Consider the following 15727-nt stretch of genomic DNA (forward strand, 5'->3'; position numbering starts at 1 on the left):
CATCTCTTAAATTTAATACAATCCGTTTAACTATCCTACAAAAATTATGCCTTTAGGTTTTTAATTCGGGCTATTAATGGTGGATGTGAATAATGCATAAAAACATAAGCAGGGTGGGGGGTGAGATTACTTAAACTATTTTTTGATAATTTTTTTAAAGAGGTGATTAATGGAGTAGCCGAAAATGTATTTTTCGCAAAATCATCTGCTTGGTATTCAAATTTCCTAGATAGAATATTCATCACCAAACCAGTAATTTCTGAAATAGGACTGTATAAAATTCCGAAACCAATTAATGCAGCATGAAAACTAGGAACACTCACGCCAATAGCTAAAGAAACTTCGGGTGTGTTCACAAAAAAGGATAGTACAAATAGCGTAAATCCTGTTAATAAGATACTGCTAATTAAGTTAAAGATAATATGTTTGCGTTTGTAATGGCCTACTTCATGGGCTAAAACAGCCACAATCTCGTCTTCATTTAAATCGTTAATTAAGGTGTCATATAAAGTCACTCTTTTTTCCCTGCCAAAACCAGAGAAGTAAGCATTCGCTTTTGTAGATCTTTTGGAGCCATCAATCACAAAGATATTTTTGAGTTCAAAGCCTACTTTCTGCGCATAGGTTTCAATCTTAGTTTTTAGGGAGCCTTCTTCTAAAGGCGTTTGTTTGTTAAATAAAGGAACAATTAATTTACTGTAAAAAAGATTCATGACTAGCGCAAATAAAGCCATAAACCCCCAAGCATAGATCCAGAAATTTGTACCTGCCCAGTTGTAAAATAAAATAAACAGAGAGATAACTATTCCACCTATAACTATGGTCATTCCCCATCCTTTTAATTTGTCAAGAATAAATAATTTAAGGGTAGATTTATTAAATCCAAACTTCTCCTCAATAACAAACGTGGAATAATAACTAAATGGCGTGGTGATAAGATCACTCCCTATCATTATAATTCCAAAAAAGATTAAAGCAATAACAATTGTATTGTCAGAGAAAGATCTTGCTATGGTGTCTAAATACTTAAAACCGCCAAAAATTAAAAACGATAAGGTCAGTACTAACGAAAAACTAGAAGTTATAAGTCCAAATTTATAATTAGTTTCTTTGTAGTCTTGAGATTTTTGGTATTCTTCGGTATCAAAAACATCATGTAATTCTTCAGGAATAGGATCTTTGTAACGCTTAGCATTTAAAAAATCTAATGAGGTTTCAAGTATAAATTGAAGACTTACAATGGCAATGATGAGGTAAAATAATACGTCGGATGTCATTTTGTATGTTGGTTGTTAGCGTTGGTTTTTACAAACTTCGTTGCCTTTTGGCTTCAAAAATTACGATAGCCGCAGAAACAGAAACATTCATAGAGTCTATTTCTCCTTCCATAGGAATAATGATGTTCTGCGTAGCATTTTCTAGCCATTCATTAGAAAGCCCTGTTGCTTCCGTACCAACCACGATGGCAGCAGAAGTTTTGTAACTAACATGGGTATATACTTTTGATGCAGTTAATGCAGCACAGAAAATATTAATGTTATTCTGTTTTAAAAACGCAATAATTTCCGTGGTGTTGCCCATGGCAATAGCATTTGTAAAAACACAGCCTACACTTGACCGTATAATATTAGGATTGTATAAGTCGGTTTTTGGATTTGCAATAATTACAGCATCAAGGTTTGCAGCGTCTGCAGTCCTTAATAGAGCGCCAATATTACCAGGTTTTTCTGGTGCCTCTGCAATTAGAATTAAGGGATTTTTATTTTTAAATTTTAATTCACTTAATTGATGAACTTTAGCTTTAGCGATGGCAATAATTCCTTCTGTGGTTTCGCGGTAGGCAATTTTTTGATATACTTCTTTAGAAACACTAATGAGCTCTGATTGTGGTCTCAAAGATGCTATTAAAGCTTCAATTTTAGTTTCCGAAAATAAATCTTCGGCATAAAATATAGTTTCAATGCTATAATTACCTTTAAGTGCTAATTCAAATTCGCGTATGCCTTCTAATAAAAAGCTCCCTGTTTTTTTACGCTCTCTTGATTTGTCTTTTAAGACTAAAACATTTTTAATGAGCGCATTTTGAAGACTGCTAATATGTTTGGTTGAATTCATTACTGCAAAAATAAACTAATCTTAATATATCGACCTTAAAATGTATTAAGTTAATTTGCGATAAATTAAAGCTATTATTTTCGGCAACACTTGTAATGAACATATGTTTTTACCGACTCAGCAGTTCAACCCATAAAATACATAATATGCGCTTAGTACTTATTTCGTTAGTTGTAACGCTCCTTTTTTCGTGTAAAGACACAAAAAAGAAAGAGCAAATTTCTGAACCCGTAAAAGAAACTGTAGAAGAAGTTTCTTCAACAGAAAGTAAGGAGGAGTATCCAGAGGATTTTATGAAAGTTCTAGATGCACATGGCGGTATTGCTACATGGAGAGCTCAAAAGACCTTAACTTTTGTTAAACCAAATGATAAAGGATTTGAACACTATACCATTGATTTACATACTAGAAATGAAAAGGTAGTTTCAGAGGAAGTAGAAAGGGGTAATGAAGGTGATAAAACGTGGGTCTTAGATCCTGAAAATAATTTTAAAGGTGACGCTGTTTTTTATAAAAACTTATATTTTTATTTCTATGCGATGCCATTTGTATTAGCAGATAAAGGAGTTAATTATTCTGAAACAGAAGCATTGGAAGTAGACGGTGTTTCTTATCCTGGGATAAAAGTAAGCTTTGATCAAGGCGTAGGAACCTCTCCAAAAGATAATTACTATTTGCATTATGACCCAACAACAAATCAAATGGCTTGGTTAGGGTATACCGTTACCTATAGGACAGGAGAGAAATCTGATAAAATTAGTTGGATTAATTATAATGATTGGACCGAGGTTTCAGAACTAAAATTACCAAAATCTATCTCTTGGCATAAAGCCGAAGGAAATAAGATTATGGATGTTGCTAAAACGGTAGTTTTTGAAAATGCGACCCTTTCTGAAAAAGGAATGGAAAATGGCTATTATGCTAAGCCAGAATCTGCTACCTACGTTACCCGTAAGTAATCTCAAAAATATAACAGCTTAGGATTTTTATTGCGAGTGATTATCCGTAACTTTCTGCTTCAAAAGTATTAGAATGAAAGTTTTATTATTCGGGATAGCAAAAGACATTATTGGAGCTTCTGAGTTTGAAGTTCCTGCACAACCAAAACACCCCTCAACCGTAAAAGAGTTAAAGGATGTTTTGGTTGTTTTGTTTCCAGAATTTGGTACCCTATCTTCTCTTGCTATTGCTATAAATAGCGAGTACGCAGAAGAGAATGCTTTGTTACATTCAACCGATGAAATTGCCATAATACCACCAGTAAGTGGGGGCTAGTTTTTTAGCGGTGTTAGTAAGGTTATTTTATTTTTTAACGTTTAAATTAGTTGGTGTTTTTTAGCACCCTTGGCCTATGTTGGTAGACAATCACAATAGAACTATTAATTACCTGCGTTTAGCGGTTACGGACCGTTGCAATTTACGCTGTAATTACTGTATGCCGTCTGAAGGAATAAATTTTGCGGAGAACGATAAACTTTTTACTATAGAGGAATTAATTACACTGAGCAGAATTCTAGTGTCTCAAGGCATCACCAAAATTAGAATTACTGGAGGGGAACCTTTTGTTCGTAAAGATTTAATGGTTTTGCTTCGAGAACTTTCTAAAATGGATGCTTTGGAGGATATTTCTATAACAACAAATGCCACCGTAATAGCACCGTATATTTCAGAATTAAAAACCTTGGGAATTAAAAATATCAATGTAAGCATGGACGCTATTACTAAAGATGTTTTTGAAAAAATTACCCGACGCAAACAATATGACATTGTCTATGAAAATATCATCCGTTTAATCACTGAAGGGTTTAATGTACGGATTAATTGTATTGCCTTAGAAGGGCAAAATATTGATGATATTATTCCGATGTTAGATCTAGCAAAACATTACAATGTTTGTGTTCGTTACTTAGAAGAAATGCCGTTTAACGGAGGTTCAAAAGAGTTTAGCGCCATCACTTGGGATTACAAAAAGATTTTGGCTCATATCGCAGAAGCGTATCCAGATTATTACCTCTTGGAATCACCAAAAACTTCTACATCTATGAATTATAAGATTCCTGGTTTTGCGGGAACCTTTGGGGTTATCCCTTCTTTTACAAGAACCTTTTGTGGGTCTTGTAATCGTTTAAGAATTTCGGCAACGGGAGATGTCATTACGTGTTTGTATGCTAAAGCAAGTGCTAATTTAATTACGGCGCTTCGGGCAGAAAATTCAGAAGAAAATGTAAAAGAGGCTATTTTAAAGGCAGTGGGCAGTAGAGCCAAAACTGGTTTTGAAGCACAAGAACAATATAAAGGAGTTTTTTCAAACTCTATGACTTCAATAGGAGGATAATGGAAAACAAATTATCACATATAGATGATTCAGGAAACGCAACTATGGTTGATGTTTCTCAAAAAGAAATTACAGCACGAATAGCGATAGCGACCGGAAAAGTCGTTTTTCCGCAGGAAGTATTCCACACACTTTCTGCTCAAGATTTTTTAGGTAAAAAGGGGAGTATTATTCAAACCGCAGTTATTGCCGGGATACAAGCCGTAAAAAGAACTTCTGATCTAATACCGCTTTGCCATCAAATAGCCTTATCTAAAATAGCTATTGATATTCAGCCAATAGGTACAAGTTTACATATATCGTGCACGGTAAAATGTAATGAGCGCACAGGAGTAGAGATGGAAGCACTAACAGGAGTTTCTGTAAGTGCCTTAACTATTTATGATATGTGCAAAGCATTATCTCAAGATATCACCATTACTGATGTGCAACTTGCTAAAAAAACGGGAGGGAAGAATGACTTCAATAGATAAGCTTTACGGATTGGTTCTTTCTGGTGGTAAAAGTACCCGAATGGGAACAGATAAAGGGTTAATTGCTTATCACGGAATTCCACAACGTGATTATATTTATAAGCTGTTGGAAGAGGTTTGTGATGCAACCTTCTTAAGCATACGAGAAGACCAGGCAGCTGCGATTCCAGAAAATTTTCAAATAATTACAGACGAGAATGAATTTAAAGGTCCGTTTAACGGCATCTTATCAGCACACAGAAAATACCCCAAAGTAGCTTGGTTGGTCTTAGCTTGTGATTTACCCTTAATAGACGTAAAGGCATTAAAAGAACTCATACAAGCTAGGGATGTCACAAAATTAGCCACTTCTTTTGCCTTAAAAGAAAACCCACTTCCAGAACCTTTGTGTGCATTGTGGGAAGCAGAAGGTTTAAAGGCTGCGGTAGACTATATGAATTCTGGACAAGGAAGTTGTCCCCGAAAGTTTTTGATTCGCAATGATGTTGCGCTTGTTTTTCCTTCGGATGAAAAGGTACTCCTTAACGCCAATTCAGTCTCAGAATATGAGGAAGCATTAAAAATTGTAGCAAAGTGATGAATTTAGAACGCTATACCCGACAAACACAATTAAAAGAATTTGGTTTAGAAGCACAAAAGAAGCTTTCGGAAGCTAAGGTTTTAGTAATTGGAGCTGGTGGTTTAGGTGTTCCCGCATTAACATATCTAAATGCTATGGGTGTGGGTACTTTAGGGATTGTAGATAGTGATGTGGTAAGCTTGTCTAATTTACATCGGCAAGTGAGTTATTATGAAAATGAAGTAGGGGAATCGAAAGTAAGTACCCTCATCAAAAAATTACAAGCCCAAAACTCAGCAACCAATTTAATACCACATCATACTTTTCTTACAACAGAAAATGCGTTGGCTATAATTGCTGCTTATGATGTTGTTTTAGATGCGTCAGATAATTTTCCTACCCGTTATTTAGTAAATGATGCATGCGTTATTCTTAAAAAACCATTTGTATATGGTGCTTTACATAGCTTTGAAGGACAGGTAAGTGTATTTAATTTTGAAGACGGACCAACATACAGATGTATTTTTCCAACAATGCCAAATCCGGCAGAGATTCCTAATTGTAATGAAAACGGGGTTCTAGGAGTAGTACCTGGAATTATAGGAAACTTACAAGCTTTAGAGGTTGTAAAAGTTATCACCGGAATTGGTGAAGCGCTCTCAGGTAAATTTTTACTATTTGATGGGTTGTCTCAGAACTATCAGAAAATAAATTTCAAGAAAGTAGTAGGAAACGACGCTATTACACGATTGAAAGATTCTTATGAGTTTAGTTGTGAAATAGGCGGGAGTGCAATTACTATCCAAGAATTAACTGAACTTTTAAAAAAAGAAGACCTTCAATTAATAGATGTCCGTACTGATGCGGAATACCAACAATTTCATTTAGAAGAAGCCATTCATATTCCTTTATCAACTTTAGAACGTAAGCTAGAAGCTATTAATTATTCAAAAGATATTTATGTTATCTGCCAATCAGGGATTAGGAGTCAGAAAGCTATACAATTAATTGGCGCCTTTAAGCCAAATGCTATACTTATAAATGTAGACGGCGGTATGAATAAATTAAATAGATATGCTCTTAGATAATACAGAACTTTTACTGCTTTGTTTAGGGTTTTTTATTGTTGCCACGTTGTATTCTTCAGTTGGTTTTGGTGGCGGATCTAGCTACTTAGCGCTATTGACCTTATTTTTGCCTAGTTTTTTCGCGATAAGATCTATTGCACTCATTTGTAATTTGGTAGTGGTAAGTGGTAGTAGTTATTTGTACTTTAAGCATGGTCATGCAAAAATCAAAGATTTTATTCCTTTTGTAATTACGAGTATTCCACTAGCATTTATTGGAGCATCATTTAAGTTGAATGAGCACGTTTTTTTTATAATCTTAGGGATATCCTTAGTGCTTTCTGCTTTAGCTTTGGCGGGCCAAACTTTTATGAAAAAGAGAGCGGCTCAAGATGTAAAAAAGTATCCTACCTATTTCAATTATATTATGGGAGGAGCTATTGGTTTTCTTTCAGGATTGGTGGGTATTGGTGGTGGTATATTTTTGGCGCCCGTATTAAATCATTTCAAATGGAATACAGCATTAAAAATAGCAGCACTGGCTAGTTTTTTTATTTTAGTAAATTCTATTTCAGGATTGCTTGGAGTATTAAATAGCGGAACGATAGCCTTACCTTGGAAAGAAACGATTCTCTTAATAATCGCAGTTTTTCTTGGAGGGCAATTAGGAATACGATTAAGTTTAAAAAAATTAACTCCCAACAATATAAAGCGCTTAACAGCATTATTAGTTTTTGTTGTTGGAATACGAGTTTTACTTAAAAATGGATTGAACGTACTATGATTACATATGAAGAGGCATTTAGACGCGTAATGTTATACACAAAAGATTTTGGGACGGTATCTGTACCGCTTATGGAAAGTGTAAATTGTGTGTTAGCAGAAACAATTTATGCCGATAGAGATTTCCCACCTTTTAATAGGTCTACGAAAGATGGTATAGCACTACAGCATAGTGCCTTTGAAACTAATGAGCAAGTATTTAAAATTGAGGGCATTATTGGTGCCGGTTTAGCGCAACAGAAATTAGAAAACCCAAAGTCTTGTTTAGAAATTATGACAGGGGCTGTGGTTCCAGCGTATGCAGATACGATAGTCATGTATGAAGATATAGAGATTAAGGATGGTTATGCTACAGTGCATACGGAGCCGGTAAAAGGTCAAAACATACATCTTCAAGGAAGTGATAAAAAAGAAGGGACTGTTTTACTAGAAAAAGGGATAAGAATTTCTCCTGCTGAGATTGGTATTTTGGCCTCAGTAGGTAAAGCATCTGTAGTCGTACAAAAAACACCTACAGTTTGTGTTATTTCTACGGGAGATGAGTTGGTTCCTGTTTCAGAAATTCCCAAACCACATCAAATCCGTACTTCTAATGTGTTGTCTTTAAAGGCAGCTTTGCAGAAAGAAAATATTACGGCTACACATTTGCATTTAAACGATAACAAAGAAGTAATACAGGCGGCTGTTTTAAAAGCACTCACAGAATATGATGTCTTACTTTTAAGTGGTGGTGTCTCTAAGGGGAAATTTGATTTTATTCCTGAAGTAATGGATGAATTGGGGGTAGAGAAAGTTTTTCATAAAGTACTACAACGCCCAGGGAAACCTTTTTGGTTTGGTGTTCATGAAGAATATAACGCTATGGTCTTTTCTTTTCCAGGTAACCCTGTTTCTACGTTTTCTAATTACTGTGTGTATTTCGCTCCATGGTTAAAAAACTCTATGGGATTGGGTGTTAGAGATCGTTTTGTTGTTTTGAAGAACGATGTAGAGAAACATCCGATACTTACCCTATATATTCCTGCAGTTTTAGAATGGGATGGTGCAACGTTATTGGCTAAAACTGTTGCAAATAATGGATCAGGAGATTTAACTTCCTTAGCAGAAATAGATGGTTTTGTTTGTTTACCTCCAGGAGAGGCTAACTATGAAAAAGGGGCACAAGTTCATTTCATACCTTCCAAATGAAATAGAAAAAGCGTCTAGAACTATCTAGACGCTTTTGTAAATTATGGGATAGCGAAGATTATTTCTGGCCTTCGTATTTTCCCATGTATCTTTTCCAAAGCTCTGTTTGGTGCGTCTCTAATGATAGATTACGACCATCAATATAAGCATGGCTTAATTGGTTGCTTCTGGTATCAAGAGCATCTCCTTCAGAAATGAAGAGTGTTGCACTTTTACCTACTTCTAAAGTTCCATAATCCGCATCAATACCCAATATTTTAGCATTGTTTCCGGTAATTAGTTGTAGTGCAGCTTCTTTATCTAAACCTTGACCTACAGTTTGCCCAGCATAAAAAGGGAGGTTTCTGGTTTGAAAATTGGCGGCTGAAGCATTTTGAATGCCTACTAAAATACCAGCATCAAATAGTAATTTAGGATTCTTATAGGGTAAATCATAATCATCATCTTCAAAATTAGGATTGTTATGCGTGAAGTTGATAAGAACAGCAATATTATTTTCTTTTAAGAAATCTGTAATTTTATATGCTTGGTATCCACCTACAATAACTATTTCTTTAACACCGTTCGCTTTTGCTAGAGTAACGGCATCAATAATTTCTTTCTCACCATCGGTATAGATGTATAACTTCTGGCTGCCATCAAATAAACCAGCCATAGCCTTAAAGGCTAAGTTCATTTCTGGAGCGGCTGCCTTACCATAAGCCATAGAGTTTTTAAAGAAGCTAGTGATTTCATCTAATTCTTCTGCATACTTATCATTTGGCTTATATCCGCGTTCTTCGCCCATCCACCAGCGACCTTGTTTAAAAGAATTTGGCCAATTCATATGAATGCCATCATCTACTTTCACAGCAGCGTCTTCCCAGTTCCAGGCATCAAATTGTACAATAGATGAGGTTCCGGAAATACGACCTCCTTGTGGTGCTATTTGTCCAATAAGTACACCGTTCGGGCGCATACTTTCTACCACTTTAGATTCTGCATTGTACGCTATTAAACTACGGATATGTGGAATCATATCACCCAATTCATCTTGGTCATCACTTGCGCGTACGGCATCTACTTCTACCAAACCTAAAGATTTAGCAGGAGCAATGATCCCTGGGTACACATGTTTTCCTGTAGCATTAATGATGGTTCCTTTTCTGGCAATTCTCATTTTGGCATCACCAACAAAGGTGATTTTACCACCTTCAAACATTAAAAGGGAGTTTTCTATTACTTTTCCATTTCCTAAATGTGCAGTAGCACCTTCAATGGTAATCGCTTCCGTCTGCGCAGGAGCAGGCGTCTGTTGTGCATATGTGAGCGAAGTGGCACATACTAATGCGAGTATATATATTATTTTTTTCATTTCTGTATTTTTAAAATTTATGCTTTTATAGGTAGTACGTTTAGATGTTGTCTTGTTCCCCTTTTACTGAGTAACAAGTACACATCAAAATATAAACCTATTATAAACTATCACAATGAAATTCTTCTTTGTCTTTTTTCATAGGCTTCCGTGTTGGTTTGCCACTTTCTTTTTCTTGAAGCATCATATTTATTAACTCATTGCGTTCTCTAGCAATAGCTTCTCTCTGTAATTTATCTTTCTCTAAATCAAAATATACAGCACCATCTACCATTGTCTTTTCAGATTTAGCATACATAGATAAAGGGTGATCAGACCATAAGACCAAATCCGCATCTTTACCTACTTTAATACTTCCGGTTCTATCATCTAGGTGTAAAAGTTTTGCTGGGTTGATGGTGACCATCTTCCAAGCTTCCTCTTCAGAAACACCACCATATTTTACAATTTTACCAGCTTCTTGGTTTAATCTACGAGACATTTCCCGGTCATCACTATTAATAGCCACTGTAATTCCTTGACTATGCATAATAGCCGCATTGTAAGGTATAGCATCATTTACTTCATATTTGTACGCCCACCAATCACTAAAAGTAGAAGCGCCAACGCCATGTTCTTTCATTTTGTCTGCTACTTTATAACCTTCTAAAATATGGGTGAAGGTGTTTATTTTAAAGTTGAATTTATCAGCAACTTTCATCAGCATATTTATCTCACTTTGTACATACGAGTGGCAGCTAATAAAACGTTCTCCGTTTAAAATCTCTGCAATTACTTCCATCTCTTGATCATAGCGATAGGGTTTGCCGCTTTTCTTTAAAGCATCATATTCCTTACCTCTTTGGAAATAATTCATGTACACTTGTTCAACACCCATTCTTGTTTGTGGAAAACGACTAAAACTACCCCAATTAGATTGTTTTACATTTTCACCCAAAGCAAATTTTATAAATTTAGGACTGTTGTCATAAATCATATTTTTAGCAGATTCTCCCCATTTTAATTTAATAATAGCAGATCTTCCTCCAATAGGGTTTGCAGAACCATGTAACAACTGACCAGAGGTTACCCCACCAGCCAAATTGCGGTAAATGTTCATGTCTTCTATATTTACAACATCTTCCATTGTCACTTCTGCAGAAGAATTTTGTCCTGCTTCATTTACATCTAAAAGTGCAATATGGGTATGCTCATCTATAATCCCTGCCGTTAAATGCTTTCCTGTTGCATCTACAACTTTAGCGCTACCAGCATTTAGGTTGGTCCCTATTTTAGTGATCTTTCCATTTTTCACTAAGACATCCGTATTTTTCAGAACACCAGCTTCTTCACCTGTCCACACCGTCGCATTTTTAAATAAGGTAGTTTCTTGCTGAGGAATTGATGTGTAACCATATCCAATATTAGGATAAGTGACTGGCATTATTTTAGGAGCCTTTTTGTCTTTTTCATCTTTCTCTTTTTCCTCAAAGCCTTTTAATTTATCAGCCTTAAAAAAAGATTCTTTTCCGTTTGGTAAAATTAATCTACCTGATAATTCATCTGATTCTGTTACCAAACCATTCATACGATATACTTTATCACCTTCATCGGTAGAAAAGGATAGATCTAACCAGTCATTAGCATAATTAATTTTAGAGGTAAGTTTTAAGGTGTCTTGCTTAATCTCAACTTTAGGTTTGCTAATTTCTCCACTTATAGAAATTTTAAATGTAGCTCCATTCGTATATAAAGAATAATCACCTCTAATATCTTTAACATTGATGTCATTAACAATGGTCTTATTTCCTTGTACCCAGTTTTCATATAAGGTGGTGCTTTTTTCAAACACATCGCCAGAAGTAATTAAAAAATTAGCATAGCTACCCGCTTGTAAGGTTCCTATTTTTGAGCTTTTACCTAAGATGGCCGCGGGTACGGTAGTTAGGGCTTCTAAGGCTTTTGTTTTTGAAAGGCCGTAGTTGATAGCTTTCATTAAATTTTCTTTGAACTTTGCGGCAGATTTTGAATCGTGCATTGTAAAAGAAAAAGAAATCCCGTTATCCGCCATCATTTTAGGATTCAAAGGAGCTTGGTTCCAATTACGCATGTCTTCTAAAGAAACATAACCAGCTTGGTAAGGATTAGAAACATCATAAGCGTCTGGAAAATTTAAAGGCAGAATATATTTTGCACCTGTAGCTTTTATTTCGGCCATGTTTTCGTATTCATCACCACCGGCAACTATAGCATATTGTATGCCATTTGCATCGCCAATTTGATCGGCTAGTAAATCATTACCCCTGTCTTTCGCTTCAAAAATTTGTACTAGATTTTTATTAGCAATCAAGGCCTCTAAAGAACGATCTTTGGTATCAGATTTTCCTTGAGCATACCAATTCATATCACTATACATTTGGCGTAATAAAGCCGTAGTTCCCATTAAGGAAGTTGGGTATGATTGATTTTTTATCACACTACGCTCAAAAGAAAAATACTGAGCAGATCTATCATCTAGTACGCGGTTAGCATCGGTACCTTCCGTGTTAAGGGCAATTAATACTCCAGTACCTCTAGCAATACCATCTTGAAGGTGTGAGTTGACAACGCCAAAACCAGCCTCTAATAGGCCTTTTGCTTTTTTGCTATCGTACTTAAAAGCAGAGATGCTGTTAGTTTCTGGCATAATATGATCATTCCAATAAAAGCCTTCTCTTGAAGGTTCGTATTCTGCCGTACGTCCACGTCTGCTTGGTCTTTTAGGTTTTTCGATACCAAAATCTGAATATACATCAATAAAAGAGGGGTAGATAGATTTACCACTTACATCAATAGTCACTGCGTTTTTTGGGATGGATACCGTTTTTCCGGCTTGTACTACCTTGCCATTCTGAATTAAAAGGGTCCCATTCTCAATAATTTGCGATGGGGTCACATAAATTTTAGCATTGGTAAAAGCTGTGTAGTTGTTGTTTTTAGATTTTACGCCATCATTTTTCGGAAAATAATCTTGCGCAAATAAATAACTGCTGCACCATAGGAAGGTGAGCACGAGTAATCGCATTTTCATATATGTAGTTTTAGTTAATTAGTCTTCTTAAAAATAAGTTAAATTGATAACCTACACAGGTGTTTGGATTATTTTTAACAGATTATTGGGAACGTTATAAGTACTTGCTAAAAAATGCGAACTAATTTTTGAGATAGGTATTTTAAAGGGGGTATTTTTGATGATAACTTACCATTAAATAGACCACTTTGCTGTAACTTTTAATTCCATCATTTTGTTTGTTTGCTTTAAGAAAAGAATTAAAAATGGCTTTGAAAACAGGTTCGGTGATGTTTTCATACCCCAACCAAAAGGCATTCATGGCTTCATAATTTTGTATTACGCCACCATTAACTTTAGCAATTAAGGTGGTGAAAAGCTCAGGATCATTTTCTTTAATATTACTTAAGCAATAACTAAGGGCGTAAGCGTATGCCGAATATTTGAATTGAATATCTTCGTTGTTTAAGGTGACAATGTAGCCTATTAGATTTGTTTCGTTTTCTGCCGAATATCCTAATTGATGGCCAATCTCATGACCACTTACGACTGGAAATCGGAAGGATGGAATGAGTCCGTTTACTTGTGCTTCATTGGTAAACGGATTTAAATAGCCACCATAGCCCATATAGCTTAATGGATAGCTAAATAAAGATTCTTTGATGCTGTGTTGGGTATAGGATAAGAAAGGATGTGTTTTTTCTAGTTGGGTATAGCCCTGAATAGTTTTGGTAAACAACTCCTTATTAGTATAGGTATTGATAACCATTTTAGAAGAGTCGCCCATAATACGCATTTGAGTTTGATTTGTTTTTAGAATCAAAGCATCAACAAAAGACACCAATTCTTCTTTGGTGCATTTTTCGGTAAGGGCTAGTTTTTTTGAAATAGGTTCTCTGTGGTAGTTTAAACCCCAAGAGAGATTAAATGTAAAATAGGCTACAGCGAGTACCATAGCTATATTTCTTAAAAATACTAATTTATGAGACCAAATGTATTTTCTTTTAACAACAAGGTATCTAATGGCATAAATAATTAAAAAGGCATATATGATATCGCCAACGGAGAACGGAACCCATCCTAAAATCAATCTGAAAAACGTAGAAGTATAGGGGTAGATTCCTGTGCTAAAGTAAGTTTCAATATACTCAGGGTAGTTGCTAAGCCATTGCACTAAGAAAATTTGCAGAGGTAAGGATAAGGCAATTACGTTTTTAAGTCTATTATTCATTCAGGTTGTTAAAAATTTATACATTCAAAAATAAGGTATTCTTTAAGTATCCGTATTTTTGAAGAAGATAAAATAAATATGAGTAAAGAGATAAGACAATTAGAGCCAAAAGCTGTTTGGAATAAATTTGCAGATTTAAATGCCGTACCAAGACCTTCTAAAAAAGAAGACCGGGTTATTGCGTTTATGTTAGATTTCGGAAAGAGTCTAGGTTTTGAAACTTTTAAAGATGAAGTAGGGAACGTTATTATCAGAAAGCCAGCAACCAAAGGTTTTGAAAAACGTAAAATGGTGACGCTTCAGTCTCATTTAGATATGGTGCATCAAAAAAATAACGATACTGTTTTTGATTTTGATACCCAAGGTATAGAAATGGTTATAGCCGATGATTGGGTGAAAGCTAAAGGTACCACCTTAGGCGCCGATAATGGTATGGGAGTAGCTACTATTATGGCGCTATTAGAAAGTACTACTATAGATCACCCTGCGTTAGAGGCTCTTTTTACTATTGACGAAGAAACAGGTATGACGGGTGCTATGGGGCTAAAAGGCGGAGTTCTAAAAGGAGCTATTTTACTTAATTTAGATACCGAGGAAGATGATGAAATAGACATTGGTTGTGCGGGAGGTATTGATATAACGGCTAAACGCAAGTATAAAGAACGTTCTACGCCAATGGCTACAGTATCTTTTGAACTGAACGTTAAAGGGTTAACAGGAGGTCATAGCGGAATGGATATCCATAAAGGTCTAGGAAACGCTAATAAAATCATGAATCGCATCTTATTCTTAGGAGCAGACAAGTATAAACTTAGAATCTCTAGTATTAATGGAGGTAGTTTACGTAATGCTATTCCAAGAGAGAGTGTGGCTGTTGTAAGTGTGAAGAAAACACGTATTAAAGATTTTGAGAAAGATTTTGAACGATGGTCAAACACAATTAAAGAAGAACTATGCGTAACGGAGCCTGATATGGTAATTAGTTTATCGGAAGCTAAAAAACCGAAATCGGTTATGAATTTTAAAACGCAATCTAAGCTTTTAAAAGCTTTGTATACCGCCCATAATGGAGTATATACTATGAGTGCCGCTATTGATGATTTGGTAGAAACGTCTAATAATGTGGCTCGTGTACTAGTAGAAAGTGGAAAAATACATATTGGTTGTTTAACGCGTTCTTCTGTTAATTCCTCTAAATTAGATTTAGCAAACGCATTGCAGTCTGCTTTTGAACTAGCGGACTGTAAAGTTACCTTGAGTGGTGATTATCCAGGATGGAACCCCAACCCTAATTCAGCAATTTTAGAGGTGTTAAAAGCACAGTATAAGAAGGTGTTTAAAGAAGAACCAAAAGTGGTTGCTTGTCATGCTGGCTTAGAATGTGGTATTTTAGGACAGAATTACCCAGACCTAGATATGATTAGTTATGGTCCAACTATTAAAGGAGCGCATTCTCCTGATGAACGTGTTAGTATCTCATCTGTACAGAAGTTTTGGAAGTTTACGTTAGATATTCTTAAAAATATTCCGGAGTAAATAAACCATATGTGTACTTTTAAAATTAAATTTGAAACTTAAATAATTAAACCATAAA

The 15727-nt window shown here is 35.4% G+C and carries 14 protein-coding genes; 9 read left to right on the forward strand and 5 right to left on the reverse strand.

From position 1 onward, the window contains the following. Positions 1-44: 44 nt before the first annotated feature. Together M666_RS10920 and M666_RS10925 are read right to left on the reverse strand one after the other, a co-directional pair. Entirely contained in the window at positions 45-1277 is a 1233-nt protein-coding gene (locus tag M666_RS10920; protein ID WP_029445879.1) for a M48 family metallopeptidase, read from the reverse strand. Between the two features lie 28 nt (positions 1278-1305). Then, a complete protein-coding gene (locus M666_RS10925) occupies positions 1306-2115 on the reverse strand; it encodes a TrmH family RNA methyltransferase (RefSeq protein ID WP_029445880.1) in 810 nt (269 codons plus the stop codon). Positions 2116-2261: 146 nt separating this feature from the next. On the opposite strand from M666_RS10925, the gene M666_RS20545 reads away from it, so the two are divergent. From M666_RS20545 to M666_RS10965, 8 genes are all read left to right on the forward strand, one after another. After that, positions 2262-3074, forward strand: a complete 813-nt coding sequence (locus tag M666_RS20545) for a DUF6503 family protein (RefSeq protein WP_029445881.1) — start codon at positions 2262-2264, stop codon at positions 3072-3074. A 73-nt stretch (positions 3075-3147) separates the two neighbouring features. Continuing rightward, a complete protein-coding gene (locus M666_RS10935) occupies positions 3148-3390 on the forward strand; it encodes a MoaD/ThiS family protein (RefSeq protein ID WP_029445882.1) in 243 nt (80 codons plus the stop codon). Between the two features lie 76 nt (positions 3391-3466). Then, entirely contained in the window at positions 3467-4450 is a 984-nt protein-coding gene (gene moaA, locus M666_RS10940) for a GTP 3',8-cyclase MoaA (protein ID WP_081688227.1), read from the forward strand. Continuing rightward, positions 4450-4923: a cyclic pyranopterin monophosphate synthase MoaC gene (gene moaC, locus M666_RS10945; RefSeq protein WP_024480025.1), complete on the forward strand. Its 474-nt coding sequence runs from the start codon at positions 4450-4452 to the stop codon at positions 4921-4923. Before moaA ends, moaC begins: the two co-directional genes overlap by 1 nt. Beyond that, positions 4907-5500: a molybdenum cofactor guanylyltransferase gene (gene mobA, locus M666_RS10950; protein ID WP_029445884.1), complete on the forward strand. Its 594-nt coding sequence runs from the start codon at positions 4907-4909 to the stop codon at positions 5498-5500. The genes moaC and mobA overlap by 17 nt, the downstream gene beginning before the upstream one ends. Beyond that, positions 5500-6570, forward strand: a complete 1071-nt coding sequence (locus M666_RS10955) for a HesA/MoeB/ThiF family protein (protein ID WP_029445885.1) — start codon at positions 5500-5502, stop codon at positions 6568-6570. The genes mobA and M666_RS10955 overlap by 1 nt, the downstream gene beginning before the upstream one ends. Continuing rightward, on the forward strand, positions 6557-7333 hold the full coding sequence (locus M666_RS10960) for a sulfite exporter TauE/SafE family protein (RefSeq protein WP_029445886.1): 777 nt from the start codon (positions 6557-6559) through the stop codon (positions 7331-7333). The genes M666_RS10955 and M666_RS10960 overlap by 14 nt, the downstream gene beginning before the upstream one ends. Further along, positions 7330-8520, forward strand: coding sequence for a molybdopterin molybdotransferase MoeA (locus tag M666_RS10965; RefSeq protein WP_025614573.1), 1191 nt, complete (start codon positions 7330-7332; stop codon positions 8518-8520). Before M666_RS10960 ends, M666_RS10965 begins: the two co-directional genes overlap by 4 nt. A gap of 58 nt (positions 8521-8578) precedes the next feature. On the opposite strand, the gene M666_RS10970 is transcribed toward M666_RS10965, so the two are convergent. The 3 genes from M666_RS10970 to M666_RS10980 form a co-directional block, all read right to left on the reverse strand. After that, positions 8579-9874 carry an amidohydrolase family protein gene (locus tag M666_RS10970; protein ID WP_024480030.1) on the reverse strand — a complete coding sequence of 432 codons (1296 nt, stop codon included), beginning with the start codon at positions 9872-9874 and terminating at the stop codon, positions 8579-8581. 100 nt (positions 9875-9974) lie between these two features. Further along, positions 9975-12923 (reverse strand): amidohydrolase family protein, encoded by a 2949-nt coding sequence (locus tag M666_RS10975; protein ID WP_029445887.1) that lies wholly within the window; start codon positions 12921-12923, stop codon positions 9975-9977. A 142-nt stretch (positions 12924-13065) separates the two neighbouring features. Further along, positions 13066-14133, reverse strand: a complete 1068-nt coding sequence (locus tag M666_RS10980) for a DUF3810 domain-containing protein (RefSeq protein WP_029445888.1) — start codon at positions 14131-14133, stop codon at positions 13066-13068. 78 nt (positions 14134-14211) lie between these two features. Between M666_RS10980 and M666_RS10985 the strand changes: the two genes are divergently transcribed. Beyond that, positions 14212-15669, forward strand: a complete 1458-nt coding sequence (locus tag M666_RS10985; RefSeq protein ID WP_029445889.1) for an aminoacyl-histidine dipeptidase — start codon at positions 14212-14214, stop codon at positions 15667-15669. The last annotated feature ends 58 nt before the right edge of the window (positions 15670-15727 follow it).

The organism is Cellulophaga baltica 18 (genome assembly GCF_000468615.2).
GTDB lineage: Bacteria > Bacteroidota > Bacteroidia > Flavobacteriales > Flavobacteriaceae > Cellulophaga > Cellulophaga baltica.

Coding starts and splice junctions, on each gene's coding strand:
- M666_RS10920 (WP_029445879.1), bottom strand. CDS start 1,277: ATGACATCCGACGTATTATTTTACCTCATCATTGCCATTGTAAGTCTT.
- M666_RS10925 (WP_029445880.1), bottom strand. CDS start 2,115: ATGAATTCAACCAAACATATTAGCAGTCTTCAAAATGCGCTCATTAAA.
- M666_RS20545 (WP_029445881.1), top strand. CDS start 2,262: ATGCGCTTAGTACTTATTTCGTTAGTTGTAACGCTCCTTTTTTCGTGT.
- M666_RS10935 (WP_029445882.1), top strand. CDS start 3,148: ATGAAAGTTTTATTATTCGGGATAGCAAAAGACATTATTGGAGCTTCT.
- moaA (WP_081688227.1), top strand. CDS start 3,467: ATGTTGGTAGACAATCACAATAGAACTATTAATTACCTGCGTTTAGCG.
- moaC (WP_024480025.1), top strand. CDS start 4,450: ATGGAAAACAAATTATCACATATAGATGATTCAGGAAACGCAACTATG.
- mobA (WP_029445884.1), top strand. CDS start 4,907: ATGACTTCAATAGATAAGCTTTACGGATTGGTTCTTTCTGGTGGTAAA.
- M666_RS10955 (WP_029445885.1), top strand. CDS start 5,500: ATGAATTTAGAACGCTATACCCGACAAACACAATTAAAAGAATTTGGT.
- M666_RS10960 (WP_029445886.1), top strand. CDS start 6,557: ATGCTCTTAGATAATACAGAACTTTTACTGCTTTGTTTAGGGTTTTTT.
- M666_RS10965 (WP_025614573.1), top strand. CDS start 7,330: ATGATTACATATGAAGAGGCATTTAGACGCGTAATGTTATACACAAAA.
- M666_RS10970 (WP_024480030.1), bottom strand. CDS start 9,874: ATGAAAAAAATAATATATATACTCGCATTAGTATGTGCCACTTCGCTC.
- M666_RS10975 (WP_029445887.1), bottom strand. CDS start 12,923: ATGAAAATGCGATTACTCGTGCTCACCTTCCTATGGTGCAGCAGTTAT.
- M666_RS10980 (WP_029445888.1), bottom strand. CDS start 14,133: ATGAATAATAGACTTAAAAACGTAATTGCCTTATCCTTACCTCTGCAA.
- M666_RS10985 (WP_029445889.1), top strand. CDS start 14,212: ATGAGTAAAGAGATAAGACAATTAGAGCCAAAAGCTGTTTGGAATAAA.